General features: G+C 49.7%; 16 protein-coding genes and 1 tRNA gene. 12 read left to right on the forward strand and 5 right to left on the reverse strand.

All coding sequences use genetic code 11. The annotated features are described in order from the left end of the window. The first annotated feature begins 39 nt into the window (after nt 1–39). From HYQ67_RS10890 to HYQ67_RS10930, 9 genes are all read left to right on the forward strand, one after another. Nucleotides 40–3,060 (forward strand): phage tail tape measure protein, encoded by a 3,021-nt coding sequence (locus tag HYQ67_RS10890; protein ID WP_202303720.1) that lies wholly within the window; start codon nt 40–42, stop codon nt 3,058–3,060. After that, nucleotides 3,060–3,527, forward strand: a complete 468-nt coding sequence (locus HYQ67_RS10895) for a phage tail protein (RefSeq protein ID WP_202303721.1) — start codon at nt 3,060–3,062, stop codon at nt 3,525–3,527. The genes HYQ67_RS10890 and HYQ67_RS10895 overlap by 1 nt, the downstream gene beginning before the upstream one ends. Continuing rightward, nucleotides 3,524–3,739: a tail protein X gene (locus tag HYQ67_RS10900; RefSeq protein WP_202303722.1), complete on the forward strand. Its 216-nt coding sequence runs from the start codon at nt 3,524–3,526 to the stop codon at nt 3,737–3,739. Before HYQ67_RS10895 ends, HYQ67_RS10900 begins: the two co-directional genes overlap by 4 nt. Continuing rightward, the gene (locus tag HYQ67_RS10905; protein WP_202303723.1) at nt 3,730–4,749 is read left to right on the forward strand and encodes a contractile injection system protein, VgrG/Pvc8 family; all 1,020 of its coding nucleotides are present in this window, start codon (nt 3,730–3,732) and stop codon (nt 4,747–4,749) included. The genes HYQ67_RS10900 and HYQ67_RS10905 overlap by 10 nt, the downstream gene beginning before the upstream one ends. Nucleotides 4,750–5,220: 471 nt before the next feature. Continuing rightward, the gene (locus HYQ67_RS10910) at nt 5,221–5,418 is read left to right on the forward strand and encodes a DUF2767 domain-containing protein (RefSeq protein WP_202303724.1); all 198 of its coding nucleotides are present in this window, start codon (nt 5,221–5,223) and stop codon (nt 5,416–5,418) included. 59 nt (nt 5,419–5,477) lie between these two features. Then, the gene (locus tag HYQ67_RS10915) at nt 5,478–5,867 is read left to right on the forward strand and encodes a cell envelope integrity TolA C-terminal domain-containing protein (protein ID WP_202303725.1); all 390 of its coding nucleotides are present in this window, start codon (nt 5,478–5,480) and stop codon (nt 5,865–5,867) included. Between the two features lie 259 nt (nt 5,868–6,126). Next, nucleotides 6,127–7,656 (forward strand): recombinase family protein, encoded by a 1,530-nt coding sequence (locus HYQ67_RS10920; RefSeq protein WP_202303726.1) that lies wholly within the window; start codon nt 6,127–6,129, stop codon nt 7,654–7,656. Between the two features lie 287 nt (nt 7,657–7,943). Further along, nucleotides 7,944–8,162, forward strand: coding sequence for a DUF2767 family protein (locus HYQ67_RS10925; protein WP_202303727.1), 219 nt, complete (start codon nt 7,944–7,946; stop codon nt 8,160–8,162). 30 nt (nt 8,163–8,192) lie between these two features. Beyond that, the gene (locus HYQ67_RS10930; protein WP_202303728.1) at nt 8,193–8,366 is read left to right on the forward strand and encodes a hypothetical protein; all 174 of its coding nucleotides are present in this window, start codon (nt 8,193–8,195) and stop codon (nt 8,364–8,366) included. Nucleotides 8,367–8,395: 29 nt separating this feature from the next. On the opposite strand, the gene HYQ67_RS10935 is transcribed toward HYQ67_RS10930, so the two are convergent. From HYQ67_RS10935 to HYQ67_RS10955, 5 genes are all read right to left on the reverse strand, one after another. Further along, nucleotides 8,396–8,830 (reverse strand): biopolymer transporter ExbB, encoded by a 435-nt coding sequence (locus HYQ67_RS10935; protein WP_202303729.1) that lies wholly within the window; start codon nt 8,828–8,830, stop codon nt 8,396–8,398. 16 nt (nt 8,831–8,846) lie between these two features. Beyond that, nucleotides 8,847–9,680 carry a protein rexA gene (locus HYQ67_RS10940; RefSeq protein ID WP_202303730.1) on the reverse strand — a complete coding sequence of 278 codons (834 nt, stop codon included), beginning with the start codon at nt 9,678–9,680 and terminating at the stop codon, nt 8,847–8,849. Nucleotides 9,681–9,784: 104 nt separating this feature from the next. Further along, the gene (locus HYQ67_RS10945; protein WP_202303731.1) at nt 9,785–10,126 is read right to left on the reverse strand and encodes a DUF3024 domain-containing protein; all 342 of its coding nucleotides are present in this window, start codon (nt 10,124–10,126) and stop codon (nt 9,785–9,787) included. A 371-nt stretch (nt 10,127–10,497) separates the two neighbouring features. Further along, the gene (locus HYQ67_RS10950) at nt 10,498–10,737 is read right to left on the reverse strand and encodes a DinI-like family protein (protein ID WP_202303732.1); all 240 of its coding nucleotides are present in this window, start codon (nt 10,735–10,737) and stop codon (nt 10,498–10,500) included. 185 nt (nt 10,738–10,922) lie between these two features. Then, nucleotides 10,923–10,999 (reverse strand) — tRNA-Arg (locus HYQ67_RS10955). 198 nt (nt 11,000–11,197) lie between these two features. Here HYQ67_RS10955 and folD point away from each other — a divergent pair. The 3 genes from folD to HYQ67_RS10970 all read left to right on the forward strand — a co-directional run bounded on the left by folD (nt 11,198) and on the right by HYQ67_RS10970 (nt 13,236). Next, nucleotides 11,198–12,064: a bifunctional methylenetetrahydrofolate dehydrogenase/methenyltetrahydrofolate cyclohydrolase FolD gene (gene folD / locus HYQ67_RS10960; RefSeq protein WP_202303733.1), complete on the forward strand. Its 867-nt coding sequence runs from the start codon at nt 11,198–11,200 to the stop codon at nt 12,062–12,064. A gap of 1 nt (nt 12,065) precedes the next feature. Beyond that, nucleotides 12,066–12,278, forward strand: coding sequence for a ribosome-associated protein YbcJ (gene ybcJ / locus HYQ67_RS10965; protein ID WP_202303734.1), 213 nt, complete (start codon nt 12,066–12,068; stop codon nt 12,276–12,278). A 319-nt stretch (nt 12,279–12,597) separates the two neighbouring features. Beyond that, nucleotides 12,598–13,236: a cytochrome P460 family protein gene (locus HYQ67_RS10970; RefSeq protein WP_202303735.1), complete on the forward strand. Its 639-nt coding sequence runs from the start codon at nt 12,598–12,600 to the stop codon at nt 13,234–13,236. The last annotated feature ends 38 nt before the right edge of the window (nt 13,237–13,274 follow it).

Consider the following 13,274-nt stretch of genomic DNA (forward strand, 5'->3'; position numbering starts at 1 on the left):
GCTACGAGCTTGCCCTGATGAAGATGGGAGTAAAAACAGGTGGCGGATAAGAAAGTATCGGTCCTGCTCAGCGCAAAGGATGCGCTGAGTCCGGCGTTTACCTCAGCAGAAAAATCGCTGGATAAAATGCGCCGCAAGGCGGGGGATGCCAGCACCGCCCTGGGCGCGCTGAATAAACAGCAGAGCGACGTTAAAGGCCATATCGCCTCGCAGCAGGCATTGAAAGAAACCAACGCAAAGCTTGCCGAGAATAAAAAGCGTCTCGACGCCTCCGGGATGGCGCTGCGGGATGCGCAGGCCGAGCAGCGACGTTATCAGAAGGGGATCGCCGGGGCGGAAAACACGCTGCGCGAGCTGGACGTGGAGCTGGCCCGCAACGGCAAGCTGACCAGCGAACAGCGCGTGGCGCACGTCCGGGCCACACAGGCGCTGGAGCAGCTGCGACCGGCCTATAAAAAAGCGACGGCAGAGGTGGCGACGAAGCGCCGGGAGGACAGCGCCGCCACGCGTCAGATGGCATCGCTGAGCGCCGCCGCTGACAAAGAGCGCACCCGCCTGCAGTCGCTCGGCAGCGCGCTGAAGAAAACCGGTGTGGATACGCGCAACCTTTCGCGCGAGCAGGTTCGTCTGTCAGCGGATGCCACCAAAGCCAGTTCGGCCCTGATGCGTCAGGAGCGGCGCATTATTTCGGTCAATAAAGCCCAGGCGAAAATGGCGGCAAACCGCGAAGTGCGCCAGGGCATTAAAAACCGGGCGCTGGGTACGCTGTCTGCTACGCCGCTGGGCGGCGTCATGACCACTGCCCTGACCGCCGCACCGTTTGTCGCAGCCGGTAAAAAGTCGATTGATTATGAAGCGTCGTGGGCCGACGTGAAGAAAGTAGCGAACTTCAAAAACGAAAAACAGGACCGGGACGTCCAGCTGGCCGCGCGTAAGCAGGCCGGGGATTTGGGGATGTCCCAGCAGGGCATGACCGAAATTCTCGCCGCTGCCGGTCAGGCCGGGGTGGCGAACGACAGGTATGGAAACGTTGACGCCAGACAGCTGCTGCGCTTTGGCGCTGATGCTTCAAAAGCATCCGTTGCACTGGATATCAGTGCGAAAGAGGCCGGTGACACGATGGCGACCCTGCGCACTTCGATGAAGCTCAGTCAGGACGGGGTGATATCGCTTCTCGATGTTATCAACGCCGAAAGTAACAAGATGAACGCAAAAGCATCGGTCGTGGCGGGCATCATGAAACGCCAGGGAGCGAATGCTGTCCTCGCCGGTTTTGATGCCAAACAGGTCGCTGGCCTCAGTTCGGCCCTGGTGGCCTCCGGTGATACGGAGGAAACAGGTTCGACGGCGCTGAAAAATATCACCGGTCGTCTGACGATGGGGTTTGCGGCGACAAAGAACCAGAAGCGCTCACTGTCCATGCTGGGATTCGATCCGGGCGTGCTGGCAAAGGACATGCAGCGGGATGCGGTCGGCACGCTGAAAAAGGTGCTGGAGGGGGTTAACAAACAGTCGCCCGATAAGCGAAAAGCCGTCATCAGCCAGATTTTTGGCGAAGAGGTTGCCGGTTCGGTCGCCAAACTCGCCGGGAACATGCAGCTTCTGGACCAGGCGATGGAGATCGCCAGTGACAGGACGAAGTATCAGGGTTCGCTGCAGAACGAATATCTGACCAAAGCCGCCACGCGGGCATTTAAGCTCAACCAGATGAAAGCGCGCATGGAAAACGCCGAAATCGCGCTGGGCAATCTGTTATTGCCCCTGATTGATAAGCTGGCTCCGAAGCTAAGTGAAGCGGCGGAAGGGCTTGCTGACCTGCTGGAGAAGTCAGAGTCTGCGCGTAACGTGCTGAAAGGGACAGCGATAGCCATTGGCGGGCTGATTGCGCTGAAAGCCACGGTCGGCACCTTTAAGTTTGTGAAAACCCTCTTCAGCGATCTGGCGCAGATTGGGAAGCTGGGCAAGGCGAAACTCGGCGGTGCGACCGACCACACCACCTCTTCAGCCAACCGCGCAGCCGCAGCCCTTGAGCGCCTGAATCGTCAGATGGACAGGATGGGGCGCAGTGGCGGTAACGCGAGTGGCAACGGTGCCGGCAGGGGCAGGAAGGGCCGCAAAAGCCGCCGGGGTGGCAATAGCCGCGCTGAGCCGGAAATCCGCACGCCCGCTGCCCGTCCGCGCAGCAAATGGCGGTCACGGGGCGGAGGCTGGAAAGGCTGGGTTGCCGGTGCGGCAGCGACAGCGGCGATGGACTACGGGCTGGACTGGTTCAGCCAGCGTGATGAGCCAGCGCCCGTAGCCGGAAGCGCCCGAAAGGCCGTGTTGCCCCGGACGGCTCCCGCGATGGCCAGTATGCTTCCGGCTGCGGGTAATGGCCTGAGTATGATGCAGACAGGGGCAGAGCTGCTGGCCCCGGCATCAAAGCTTGCGGGGCGCATGTTTACGCCGCTGGCGATTGCTGGCGGCGCGATAAATACCGCCTCGGTCATTATAAACGGCGGCAGCGCGGCAGAGGTTGGCGGCGCGGTCGGGAATACGGGTGGCGCGCTGGCCGGGGCAGCCGTTGGTGCTGCGATTGGTACGGCGATCCTGCCGGGTATCGGCACCGCCGTGGGCGGCGCTATCGGCGGTCTGGCTGGCAGCGAGCTGGGCCAGAAAATGGGCGAGGTAGTCGGCCCGTACATCAAAGAGGGCTGGGAAGGGCTGAAAGGCTGGTTCAGCAGTGATGACAAGACCACGCCCGCCAGTGACAAAGTGCCAAAGGTTGCGCCAAAAGACCTGGCGAAGGTGAACGCGCAGACCCTGACGCCCGGCATCGACGCCGCCGTGGAAAAGGCGAAGCTGGACCAGCCGCCACCCGCGCCCAATATCATCATCAAAGTTGAAAATAACCCGCGATTTGATGTGAAAGCCTCCGGCGACCCGGCGCAGGACAATGCGCTGGCGCAGAAGATAAAAAGCATCCTTGAGGTGACGCAGACGAAAGCGCTGCATGAGGCGCTGGCCAACGGCGTGGATGCGCGCATGAATGCTTCACTAAGCGGACAAAGGAGTGATTAATGCTGGAATTTATCACGGACCAGTACGTCAGCCATGAATCGAAACTTTCGCCCACACAGTTTGTGCTGGGCGATTTTGTTTTCAGCCTGCCGGAAAATACTCCGGCGGTGTCGCTGTCGCGCAAATACGACGGCGGCTGGGCCGTCATCGACCTGCTCAATGAGCTACCCGGCCAGCAGCAGACCGGTCGCAAGCTTGATGAGCGCGTGATTAAGTGCGAGTGGTTCCTGGACGAAGGGCAGGACAACATCGAGAAGCTGGTGAAGCTGCGCGACAGGAAAAAGCCGCTGCCGCTGGTCCGGGGCGACGGCACGCTGCTGGGCCAGTGGGTGCTGACCGGTTTCGACGTGGACGAAAGCTGGCTGTATCAGGAGGCGAAGTCGATGAAGCAGGGGGTGACCATCAGCCTGCGCGAGTTTGCCAACAAGCCCATAGAGCAGAAAAAACAAGGGAGCAGCGCTAAATGAAGGTAAGAAGCCGTGACCGCGACACGCCGGGGGATATCGCCTGGCTGAAGCTGCAGCGTGATGATGATGAAACCGAGCAGCTGATTTACGATCTGAATCCGCACCTGCATCAGTACGGGCGCGTCCTGCCGCTGGGGGTGATTATCGAGCTGCCGGAGCTGACCGACACCATCAACACCGAATCGGATGAGCAGGTGACCGTATGGAGCTAGGATTTACGCCGGTGCATTACTGCGAGGGGCCAGGGGCCGATATCATCAACGGGCGCATGACAGCGTTTGAACGCATTGATGTCAGCAGCGGTAAGGAAACGGATCGGCTGATACTGACCGTGGACGTGACCGGCCTGAAAGGCATCCCCAAAGAAGGCGGGGTGCTGAGCTGGTATGAGGGCTACGAGGAAAGCGGCGTGGTAAACATCGGTAAATTCAAAATCACCACCATCACCCCGCAGCTGTTTCCCCGCGTCATTACCATCACCGCGACGGCGGCACCGTTTGAAAAAGACGATCCGAGTGGTTTTCGGCAGCGCCGGTCTAAATCGTGGGACAACACCACGCTGGGCGATATCTTCCAGGCGATAGCGCAGGCCCACAACCTCTCACCGCGAATGGATGCGCGACTGAGTGCGTTTACGTATCCGCACGTTGACCAGATTAACGAGACGGACCCGGCGTTTTTAAACAGGCTGGCGGAAGAGCATGACGCGGTGGCAAAACCGGTGAACGGGGCATACATCCTTGCGCTGCGCGGTGAGGCCAAATCTATCACCGGCAAGACGCTGCCGGTGGTGAAGCTGACCTGCCCACCGGAGAACCACCCTGGCAACCAGTTTTTCATTCAGTGCTCGGTTGATACGCCGGGTAAAAAGAGCGTGAAAGGCGTGCGCGTGCAGTACACCGATGAGGCCACCGGCAAGACGCTCAGCCTGACCAGCGGCGATGCGCCATACCGGACAATGCCCGGAGTGTATGCCAGCAAGGAGCACGCAGAAGCCGTTATGAGCGGAGGGCATCGTAAGGCAAAGCGTGATGCGTCAAAGATTCGGCTGGATACGCCAGGCAATCCCTATATTGCCGCCGAGGGGATCGTGGAGCTGGATAACACCTTCCCGGACGGGATGCGTGGGCGTGTAAGCATAGACAGAGTAGAGGCGCGAGGGAGTCGCAGCGAGGGGTACAGGCTGAGTATTACGGCCAGTAAACCGCTGAACGGAAAGTGACACAGAATGAAAAAAAGCCTCTCTGCAATGAGACAGAGAGGTATATTCAGGGAAGTTTCCTATATATGTAGAGACAAGAGAAACATACTGCGGTTTCCGTGCAGTGGGAAGCTATATTCTTTAAATATTAAAATTGAATTGTTCGAATATGGCTTTTTGGTGAAAAAAAAAAGCCGCGCTGTAGGGGCGGCTTAAACATGCATCGAGGTCATTCGCTTATTATATAGTAAGCGAGGTGAGTGTAATTTGCCTGAGGAGGTAATTCAATTTATTAAGATTGAAATGTAGATTTAAAGAAATAAAATTACATCTGCTTGCTATTTCAGTAGCTAAAAGCTACAAAGGATAAGTGTTTAAATTTGAAAGCATAATAAGTTAACCACGAGTAAATCAAGCTCTGGCTTTATAAAATAAAGCTAGCGTCTACTGTGGTTAGGTGATTTTATATCCAAAGCTTAAGAAGGGGGCGGTGTGAAGGGCGCAGAAAATGATTATGCATTATTCGAAGACGTACGCCGTGTTATAGGCAGGGCAGTAGTTGTGCTTAAAAAATCAAATCAGGATGTTAATAATAATACTGTCGGCCTGATACTACAGGAGTATGCAGGTGAAAATAGTAATTTATATCTTAACAGAATTTATACGTTGGCCAGAGATATCATGAAATAGAAGGGGTATTTATTATCATGGTAAAAATAGCATGATCCATCAGTGAGTAAATTCAGATAATGAAGTATATATTCTTCATCAGCATATTTGCAGTCCTGGCGACCAGTTGTACTCCATTTCATCCTTCTGGATGTCATAAAACCACGGCAACAAGTTTTTGTGGTTCAGGCCGCTGGGATGATCAGGATGAATGGGGGGCACAAGCTCGGGCAATCAGGGCGGCAATAAATGCCAGGCTTGTTGATCCACAACGCTGGCAAGGGAAGAAATGCAGGTTGCATATAGAGTTTGCTGAGAATGGTACGGCTTTAAATATTTCGACCAGCGATGGTGATAGTGGATATTGCGAAGCGGTAAAATCCGCAGCTCAGAAAGCCACGTTCCCTGCCTTTAGTCATCCTGAAGTCTATCGGGACTTTCAAAAATCACGCTTTGATTTGCGCGGTTAGGTGATCATAGGTTGTCAAGAGATCTGCTTGTGGCTTTTAACCTTAACACCTGCAGCCCGAATAAGTTAAGCGTCAGATTATTCTCAGGTCGTCTTACCTGTGGGCATGAAACAATCGTTCAGATTGGCTGAAAGTCACATCGTGGCGATCGCTAAATTGCTATCTTCAATTCATAATCTTTTGGCAGTGCTAGTCGTTCATTACATGAAATTACAGCTATTATTGGTGTGACTGGACTAAAAACACGCAGGGGTAATTAATGAAAGCTGCCATTGCCTACTTAAGGTTCTCATCCCCATCCCAGGGGGATGGGGATTCGCTTAAGCGTCAAAAAAAATTAATAGATGAATGGCTAAAAGTTCATCCTGAATATCAGCTGGATGACACGACGTATGAAGATTTAGGCCTGAGTGCTTTTAAAGGAAAACATGCTGATTCTGGCGCATTTGCTGACTTTATGGATGCCCTGAACCATGGGGTAATTGCGGCCGGAACCGTTTTGTTAATAGAAAGTTTAGATAGGTTGTCAAGAGAAAAAATAGGAGATGCAACAGAAAGGCTTAAGCGAATATTGATCTGCGATGTCGATGTTGTAACATTGTGCGATAATACTCATTACACTAAGGAATCTCTAAATGATCCTTATGCAATTATCAAAGCAATACTAATTGCGCAACGGGCAAATGAAGAGAGTGAGATAAAATCAAGCAGAGTGAAAGCCTCCTGGAGGAGAAAAAGAGAGGAGGCCGAGAAAACAGGTACAATTATGACACGGGCATGCCCTCGTTGGTTAAGGGTGAGTGAAGACAGAAAGTCATTCGAAGTAATTGAAGAGAATGTAAGCACAATCATTAAAATATTTGATTTACGAAAAGAAAACGCCTCATTACATCGCATTACGAAATACCTGAATGATAGAAATATTAAAACGCTCTCTGGCGTTGAGGGACAATGGCATCCTTCCTCGATACAAAAAATCCTTAGCAACAAAGCCTTGATAGGAATTTGTACACCATCCTATAGGGCCAGAAATCAAGGGTTGACTGAGATACATAATTATTATCCAAAGATTTTATCTGATGAGTCTTTTTTTGAAATCCAGGAGTTACGGCTAGCCCCATTTGGCCGAGTGGTAGTTAAAGAAAATCCACTATTAATTAATCTGCTAAGAACTATTTTAAGATGTAGGTACTGTAACAGTACGATGATTGTCACCTCCGTTAGTGGCAGTCATCATGGCTATTATGCCTGCCCGATGAAGCGCTTACATCGATGTAGCGCCCCTCTCATCAAAAGAGAGATGGTCGATGATATAATAATTGGCTGTGTCTTGTTCAATGCCAGGGAGTTTGAATCGGAGCCATTGAATGTTGATAAAACAATACAATTGAATAGCAGGAATGTTGAAGTGATGCTTGAAATAAAAAATCTCATATCTGCAATTAAACTTGCACCGGATGTGTCTTCATTGGCAGATGAGCTAAGGCTGTTAGATAAAGAATTCAAAAGAAACGAAACGGCCTTGCAGGTTATAATGTCACGAAATAAAAAGATGAACATTAAAAACATCCAGGATATGGATCTCCAAAAAAAAGATGATAGAGAACAATGCAGAAATTACGCTTATAAAACATTCCAAACAATCACAATAGATACTGTAGCTAAAAAATGCAATATACATTTTATAACAGGACTATGCTTCAATAATTTCCCATTAACGAAAACTCTCACGGTGTCATCAATAAAAAATGCACTTTTATATATTGATGGGGAAACTGTGTATTTTTGAGTTTATAACGAGTAGCTAAGAGTTTGTGTTTCTTTGTGATAATAGTCTGATGGTCGTATGGAGAAATCTATTAATCAAAAAAAAAGGCCGCATTAACTGCAGCCAACCACAAAAAGGAATTAACTTCTGATTATAGAGATGCGGTATAAATATAATAAATGTGATGATATTTTGCCAGTCTGGAAAGTTGAAAACGTGATTTGACATTTTTATAAATAGCATTGCCTGAATGCCTTACTGATAACTATGTGATAGTTTGTAGCTTCAGTATTTAGTGAGGGATTGATATGAACGAAGAAAAAGAAGCTCAGGCCGTGTTTGAGGATGTCTGCCGCGTTATCGGCAGAGTAGTGATTATGTTGAAGCAATCAAATCAGGATGTTAACGACAGCACCATCAGCCTGATGCTACAGGCCCATGCAGGAAAGCGAGCTAATACGCACCTGCAAAAAGTATATGCGGCAGCGCGAGACATTATGAAAGAGGAAGCGAGGCAGGGTGAGTGAGTTTGCAGTGAAGCTATTGAGGAGTAAGTAATGAGACCACCAATCACGGACGAAGGCATACCGATGCCCGAGGCTGATATGGATGAACCGTCAGAGCGCACCATGACAGGTAGCGAAGCTTATGAAATGGTGCTGGGCCTTTTGGATATGCGCAGAAAGAAGGAAAAGCTTGAGGCTATCAAGAAGCTGCTGGGGCAAGAGTAGGGCAATAAAAACCCGGCCACCGAGCCGGGTTATCCTTCATCATGACTAAAATTATAGAGTTGCAGAACAAGCACACAGATATGAATGAACGATGCTGCTGCAATCCCTATAGACAGTGTAGGAAGCATATATCCACTCATGCTCGAAATAAGAAGTACGCCGGAGAAAAATAAAATACCCAACTCAACAAAACTCAGGGCGTACACAATGACAACAGATGTCATGTATCCGTATTCTCTGATCTTATCTAGTCTTCTGGTCCTGCTCCCAATGAGAAAAGTCATCGCTGCTATTAATATAGCTATCATCGTTCCTGAGTATGATGTTAGTGCCGCACCAAGTCCATCTCGGTGGGCTGCGAACGATACCCCAGGGACAAAATGCCGAAAAGCGAAATAGCAGGCAATCACTACAGCGTATGGAATAGCGATAATGTAGATGCCAGGCATCACCTTGCTACGCATGCCCCCCTCCTGAAAGTTAGCTGTTGATTTTACCCACTTGGCGCTCAAGGCTGCTAAGTATAGATGCCTTCATTCTCAGGAAACAGTAACTCATTTCCTCTGCTATTTCAGCGTTTTTCACCCTTTCAATTGACGCCGAAAGATGGCCTTTTTCTGAAAGGTAGTGGTCAGCTAAAATATCACCAGCTTCATCCTTCGCTCGCATACTGATATCTGAAAATTGAGGATTAGGGTTTGATACTATGTCTTGAGTTAATTTTTTTATGTTTCGCTTGAATTTTGGTTTGATAACAATTTCAATAGAATCAAATAATTCACCTTCAATATCCTTTGCCCCCAATGTTTTCAATATGTCCCCAAAGGTCGTTGACTTAGCTTCAACCTTGACAGTAGTTCTGCCAATAAAATTCATTTTCATTACGTCCCCCTTTGAAGTACCTCTCATCAAGGGTTCTATCTTGATCTTTGTCCCTGCATCAACAAGCATGCCTTTCCCAATCAAAAAGTCGACAAGATCTGAGGTGGTTGGGCCGTAAATTGTCCTTGCAAAACCAATGACATCCCCATCCATAAAAATGAAAGATGGAAACCCAAGAGATTCATCATCCGCAAGGCTGTTTTTGACATCTTCGACAGATGATTTTGTTTTGTTTATTTTTTGAACCAAACTTTTGTCATTGGTTTTTGTAAATAAAATTGTTTTATCATCAATTTTATGAATATAAAGGTAATTATCCCCGATTTTGAGATTATTCCCCTCTTTCAAAAGAGGGTGTATAAAATCATGCAAGCCTAAAGATAGCTTACTCTTACCTTTGCCTTGATAAACTGCATAAAAACCAGTTTTCATATGTTATTCCGTTTTATAATTTGCGTAATGCGCTTAACATCAATCCACAACTGCAGGCATCCACTAGAATCCCTTGTCCAACCTACTAGAAGTTACCCCCAACCCTACCCAAAGAAGCAGCTGTCCGGGTCTACTCTCACGACCTCAAGCGCCTCGGTAAGAGTTTCAGTGGTATCGTACAGGTGCCACTTCAAGTCCTGACGCATCCAGTAGAGCTTCCACCTTTTCAGGGAGCGAATGTACTTGATACGCACTGATGGCAGGAAGTGGGTTTCGCCTGGCTCGCCACGCCATACAGGCCGCAGCGCACCTATTTCTATTGTCTGGTCTTCGATGTTGTAGACCATATCCAGTTCTTTTCGAACATGCTCGGGTGGCCTGATGCTGTCAACGAATGCCTTAACTTCTTTGTTGACGGCGTGATACTCAAGGTCATTGAATGCCATCGATCCCCCGTGAATTCAATCGCCAATATTTTCTGGTTATGCATGGCGGCTAACCTTCAGGATGCTATCGGAAAAATGGGCGGTTAATAACCTGGAATTTTCATCAGGGGTAAGCACCAAGACAATGCAGATTTACTTCCACCGCACCTTAGCTTGTTTCACCGCTTCCATGATTGCCCGCCCTGAGTTTTCATACTCTGGCAGAGACAGGACGTGCCAATTTCCATGCCAGAATCCAAGCAGACAGCAGCGCTCACTAGTAGTGTCTTTGATAGCGAAGGTGCGCATATCTGTCGACGGAATGGGAAGTTTCTCTCCTGGACGAGGAAAGTAGATCCTCACGCCCCCTATGATCATGTTGTCCATAAGCGCTACTCGCTAACGAGCCAGAATTCGGCCTCTTCAAACATATCTTCGACCAAGCGGTTCAGCTTCTCCTTCTCCGTTTTCGTACAGTCGCTGTTCACCGCATTGGCCTGCATTGGTTTGACGCGAACATTAGCGGCCGGGAACACACCATGCACTCGCTTTGTCAGCTCGGAGAGGATGATATCCTCAGCACCTGGTAAACCTTCCACATTGCGTTTGTCATAAACAAGTTCAACGTACATAGCTTTTACCTCATCAGCTGGTTATACATACAGTATAATTGAAATGGAGGTAGATCAATCCCTCGCCGAGTTCTCGGCAAAAAATAGTTCAAATGACTGCATATGATTTTATCGCTAGGACACCCGTTAGAGCACCTGTGGATTTTAATTTGATGGGGGTTGTTTGTGTAACTATTTGATTTAAATGGTACGCCCTACAGGGCTCGAACCTGTGACCTACGGCTTAGAAGGCCGTTGCTCTATCCAACTGAGCTAAGGGCGCACTGAAGTGCTGCTCCGAAGGGTGCGTATTATTCGGAACGCTCGGATTATACGGTCAGCACCTTTCTAGTCAATGGCTTTTCAACTGCCTGCGCGACAATTGACCGTTCTGACCGATCTTTGCCTGACAGAACGCGCGGCTTCTGACAAAATAGAAACAATCCCCCTCCTTTTTGATTACAGCGGAATTATTCGACTGATGGTAGCAAAGATTATTGACGGTAAAACGATTGCGCAGCAGGTACGGCTTGAAGTTGCTGAGAAAGTGCGTGCGCGTGTTGCAGCAGGAAAACGAGCGCCAGGCCTTGCCGTTGTGCTGGTAGGTGAGAACCCTGCATCGCAGATTTATGTTGGCAGCAAGCGCAAAGCTTGTGAAGAGGTGGGGTTCCTCTCACGCTCTTACGATTTACCCGATAACACCACGGAAGCCGAGCTGCTGGCGCTGATTGATACGCTCAACGCCGACAAAGATATCGATGGTATTCTGGTGCAGCTCCCTCTGCCAGCGGGCATCGATAATGTGAAAGTACTGGAGCGTATCGATCCGGACAAAGACGTGGATGGCTTCCATCCCTACAACGTGGGACGCCTGTGTCAGCGTTCGCCGCGCCTGCGTCCTTGTACGCCGCGCGGTATCGTGACGCTGCTTGAGCGCTACGGTATTGATACCTACGGCCTGAACGCCGTGGTCATTGGCGCATCCAACATTGTAGGCCGCCCGATGAGCATGGAGCTGCTGCTGGCTGGCTGCACGACCACCGTGACCCACCGCTTCACCAAAAACCTGCGTCAGCACGTTGAAAATGCCGATCTGGTGATCGTTGCGGTCGGCAAGCCGGGCTTCATACCTGGCGAGTGGATCAAAGAAGGCGCGATCGTTGTGGATGTCGGCATCAACCGTCTGGAGAGCGGTAAAGTGGTCGGTGACGTAAATTTTGATGAAGCCGCCGTCAAAGCCTCGTATATTACGCCGGTTCCGGGTGGCGTTGGCCCTATGACCGTCGCCACTCTTATTCAGAATACCTTGCAGGCCTGCGAGGAATATCATGATGTCGATGGAGAGTAATATGACGACCTTCTCATTAGGAAAACACCCCCACGTTGAGCTGTGCGATCTGCTGAAGCTGGAAGGCTGGTGCGAAAGCGGCGCGCAGGCGAAAGCGGTGATTGCCGAAGGTCTGGTGACCGTAGACGGCGAAGTGGAAACCCGTAAGCGCTGTAAGATCGTCGCCGGGCAGACAGTCAGCTTCGAAACCCTGAGCATCACGGTTCAGGCGTAGTTTTCTCTTTACGCAAAAACAGGGTCGGGTTAAACCCGACCCTGTTTTATTAGCATTATGCACTCTCTCTATTTCAGCCTTTTAAAATATACATTTTGGCATATTTGAATACTCCTGTTTGCTGCTATTAATTGTTTTATTTGCCTCATTTCTGGTGCTCACTCAGTGAATTATATTGATAATAATGACCCAGGCGAAATAGTCAGCGGTTACGGTCAGCTGAGCTCAAAAAATGCGTATTGCGACCTGTGGAACTTTCAGCCACGCTTGAATTTCCGAGATAAAAATACACAATCATTTACTATTAAAGGGTGTGGCAATGAAACTAATTAAAGCAGCTATGCTGCCTTTATTTCTGGCTGGGTTATTTTCTTCGGCACACGCCGAAACATCCTCTGTTAACCCCGAAAGTCTGCAAATCTCGCGCGCGACGTTTTTAGCGGATGGCGAGGTTCAACTTCCCACTGATTTTCATCGCTGGGTGCATGTCGGAACCTTTGTTAAGGAAGACGGTATCAATATCTTTGACAATACAAAAATCGAGATCCCACTGATCGGCAATACCTATATAGAACCGAGCGCCTACAACCACTATATGGCGACCGGCGAGTGGGCGGATGGTTCGCAGATTGTCAAAGAGTTTACCGAAGTGGAAGCAGATAAAAAATGCGATCTCAAAGGCACACACGTCTGCAAAACTGCCTTTGGCACAGCTATCTTTCAGAACAACTACGCCGGCTATGGTTATATGGTCAAAGATAAACAGCGCTTCCCGAAAGCGGCAGGCAACTGGGCTTACTTCACTACCGGTCACGTTAAACCTCCGTATCCGCAAGCCGCTAAAGTTAAAGCGACCGCAGACTGCGCCGCGTGCCATATCGCCCATGCAGCCGATCAAAATTATGTGTTTGCCGCACAGAAAATTGGCCTTGAGCGTATGAATCCCAATAACAAGTAACGGGCCAGAAACTTATGCGAAGGGCGAGCTACCATAGC

The sequence above is a fragment of the Dryocola clanedunensis subsp. sulfonylureivorans genome, from assembly GCF_016756775.1.
Lineage (GTDB): Bacteria > Pseudomonadota > Gammaproteobacteria > Enterobacterales > Enterobacteriaceae > Dryocola > Dryocola clanedunensis.

What these genes read in the sequence shown, in the direction of transcription:
- HYQ67_RS10925 (WP_202303727.1), top strand. Translation starts at nt 7,944, where the DNA reads ATGAACGAAGAAAAAGAAGCTCAGGCCGTGTTTGAGGATGTCTGCCGC.
- HYQ67_RS10940 (WP_202303730.1), bottom strand. Translation starts at nt 9,680, where the DNA reads ATGAAAACTGGTTTTTATGCAGTTTATCAAGGCAAAGGTAAGAGTAAG.
- HYQ67_RS10945 (WP_202303731.1), bottom strand. Translation starts at nt 10,126, where the DNA reads ATGGCATTCAATGACCTTGAGTATCACGCCGTCAACAAAGAAGTTAAG.
- HYQ67_RS10920 (WP_202303726.1), top strand. Translation starts at nt 6,127, where the DNA reads ATGAAAGCTGCCATTGCCTACTTAAGGTTCTCATCCCCATCCCAGGGG.
- HYQ67_RS10915 (WP_202303725.1), top strand. Translation starts at nt 5,478, where the DNA reads ATGAAGTATATATTCTTCATCAGCATATTTGCAGTCCTGGCGACCAGT.
- HYQ67_RS10900 (WP_202303722.1), top strand. Translation starts at nt 3,524, where the DNA reads ATGAAGGTAAGAAGCCGTGACCGCGACACGCCGGGGGATATCGCCTGG.
- HYQ67_RS10895 (WP_202303721.1), top strand. Translation starts at nt 3,060, where the DNA reads ATGCTGGAATTTATCACGGACCAGTACGTCAGCCATGAATCGAAACTT.
- folD (WP_202303733.1), top strand. Translation starts at nt 11,198, where the DNA reads ATGGTAGCAAAGATTATTGACGGTAAAACGATTGCGCAGCAGGTACGG.
- HYQ67_RS10970 (WP_202303735.1), top strand. Translation starts at nt 12,598, where the DNA reads ATGAAACTAATTAAAGCAGCTATGCTGCCTTTATTTCTGGCTGGGTTA.
- ybcJ (WP_202303734.1), top strand. Translation starts at nt 12,066, where the DNA reads ATGACGACCTTCTCATTAGGAAAACACCCCCACGTTGAGCTGTGCGAT.
- HYQ67_RS10950 (WP_202303732.1), bottom strand. Translation starts at nt 10,737, where the DNA reads ATGTACGTTGAACTTGTTTATGACAAACGCAATGTGGAAGGTTTACCA.
- HYQ67_RS10930 (WP_202303728.1), top strand. Translation starts at nt 8,193, where the DNA reads ATGAGACCACCAATCACGGACGAAGGCATACCGATGCCCGAGGCTGAT.
- HYQ67_RS10905 (WP_202303723.1), top strand. Translation starts at nt 3,730, where the DNA reads ATGGAGCTAGGATTTACGCCGGTGCATTACTGCGAGGGGCCAGGGGCC.
- HYQ67_RS10935 (WP_202303729.1), bottom strand. Translation starts at nt 8,830, where the DNA reads ATGCGTAGCAAGGTGATGCCTGGCATCTACATTATCGCTATTCCATAC.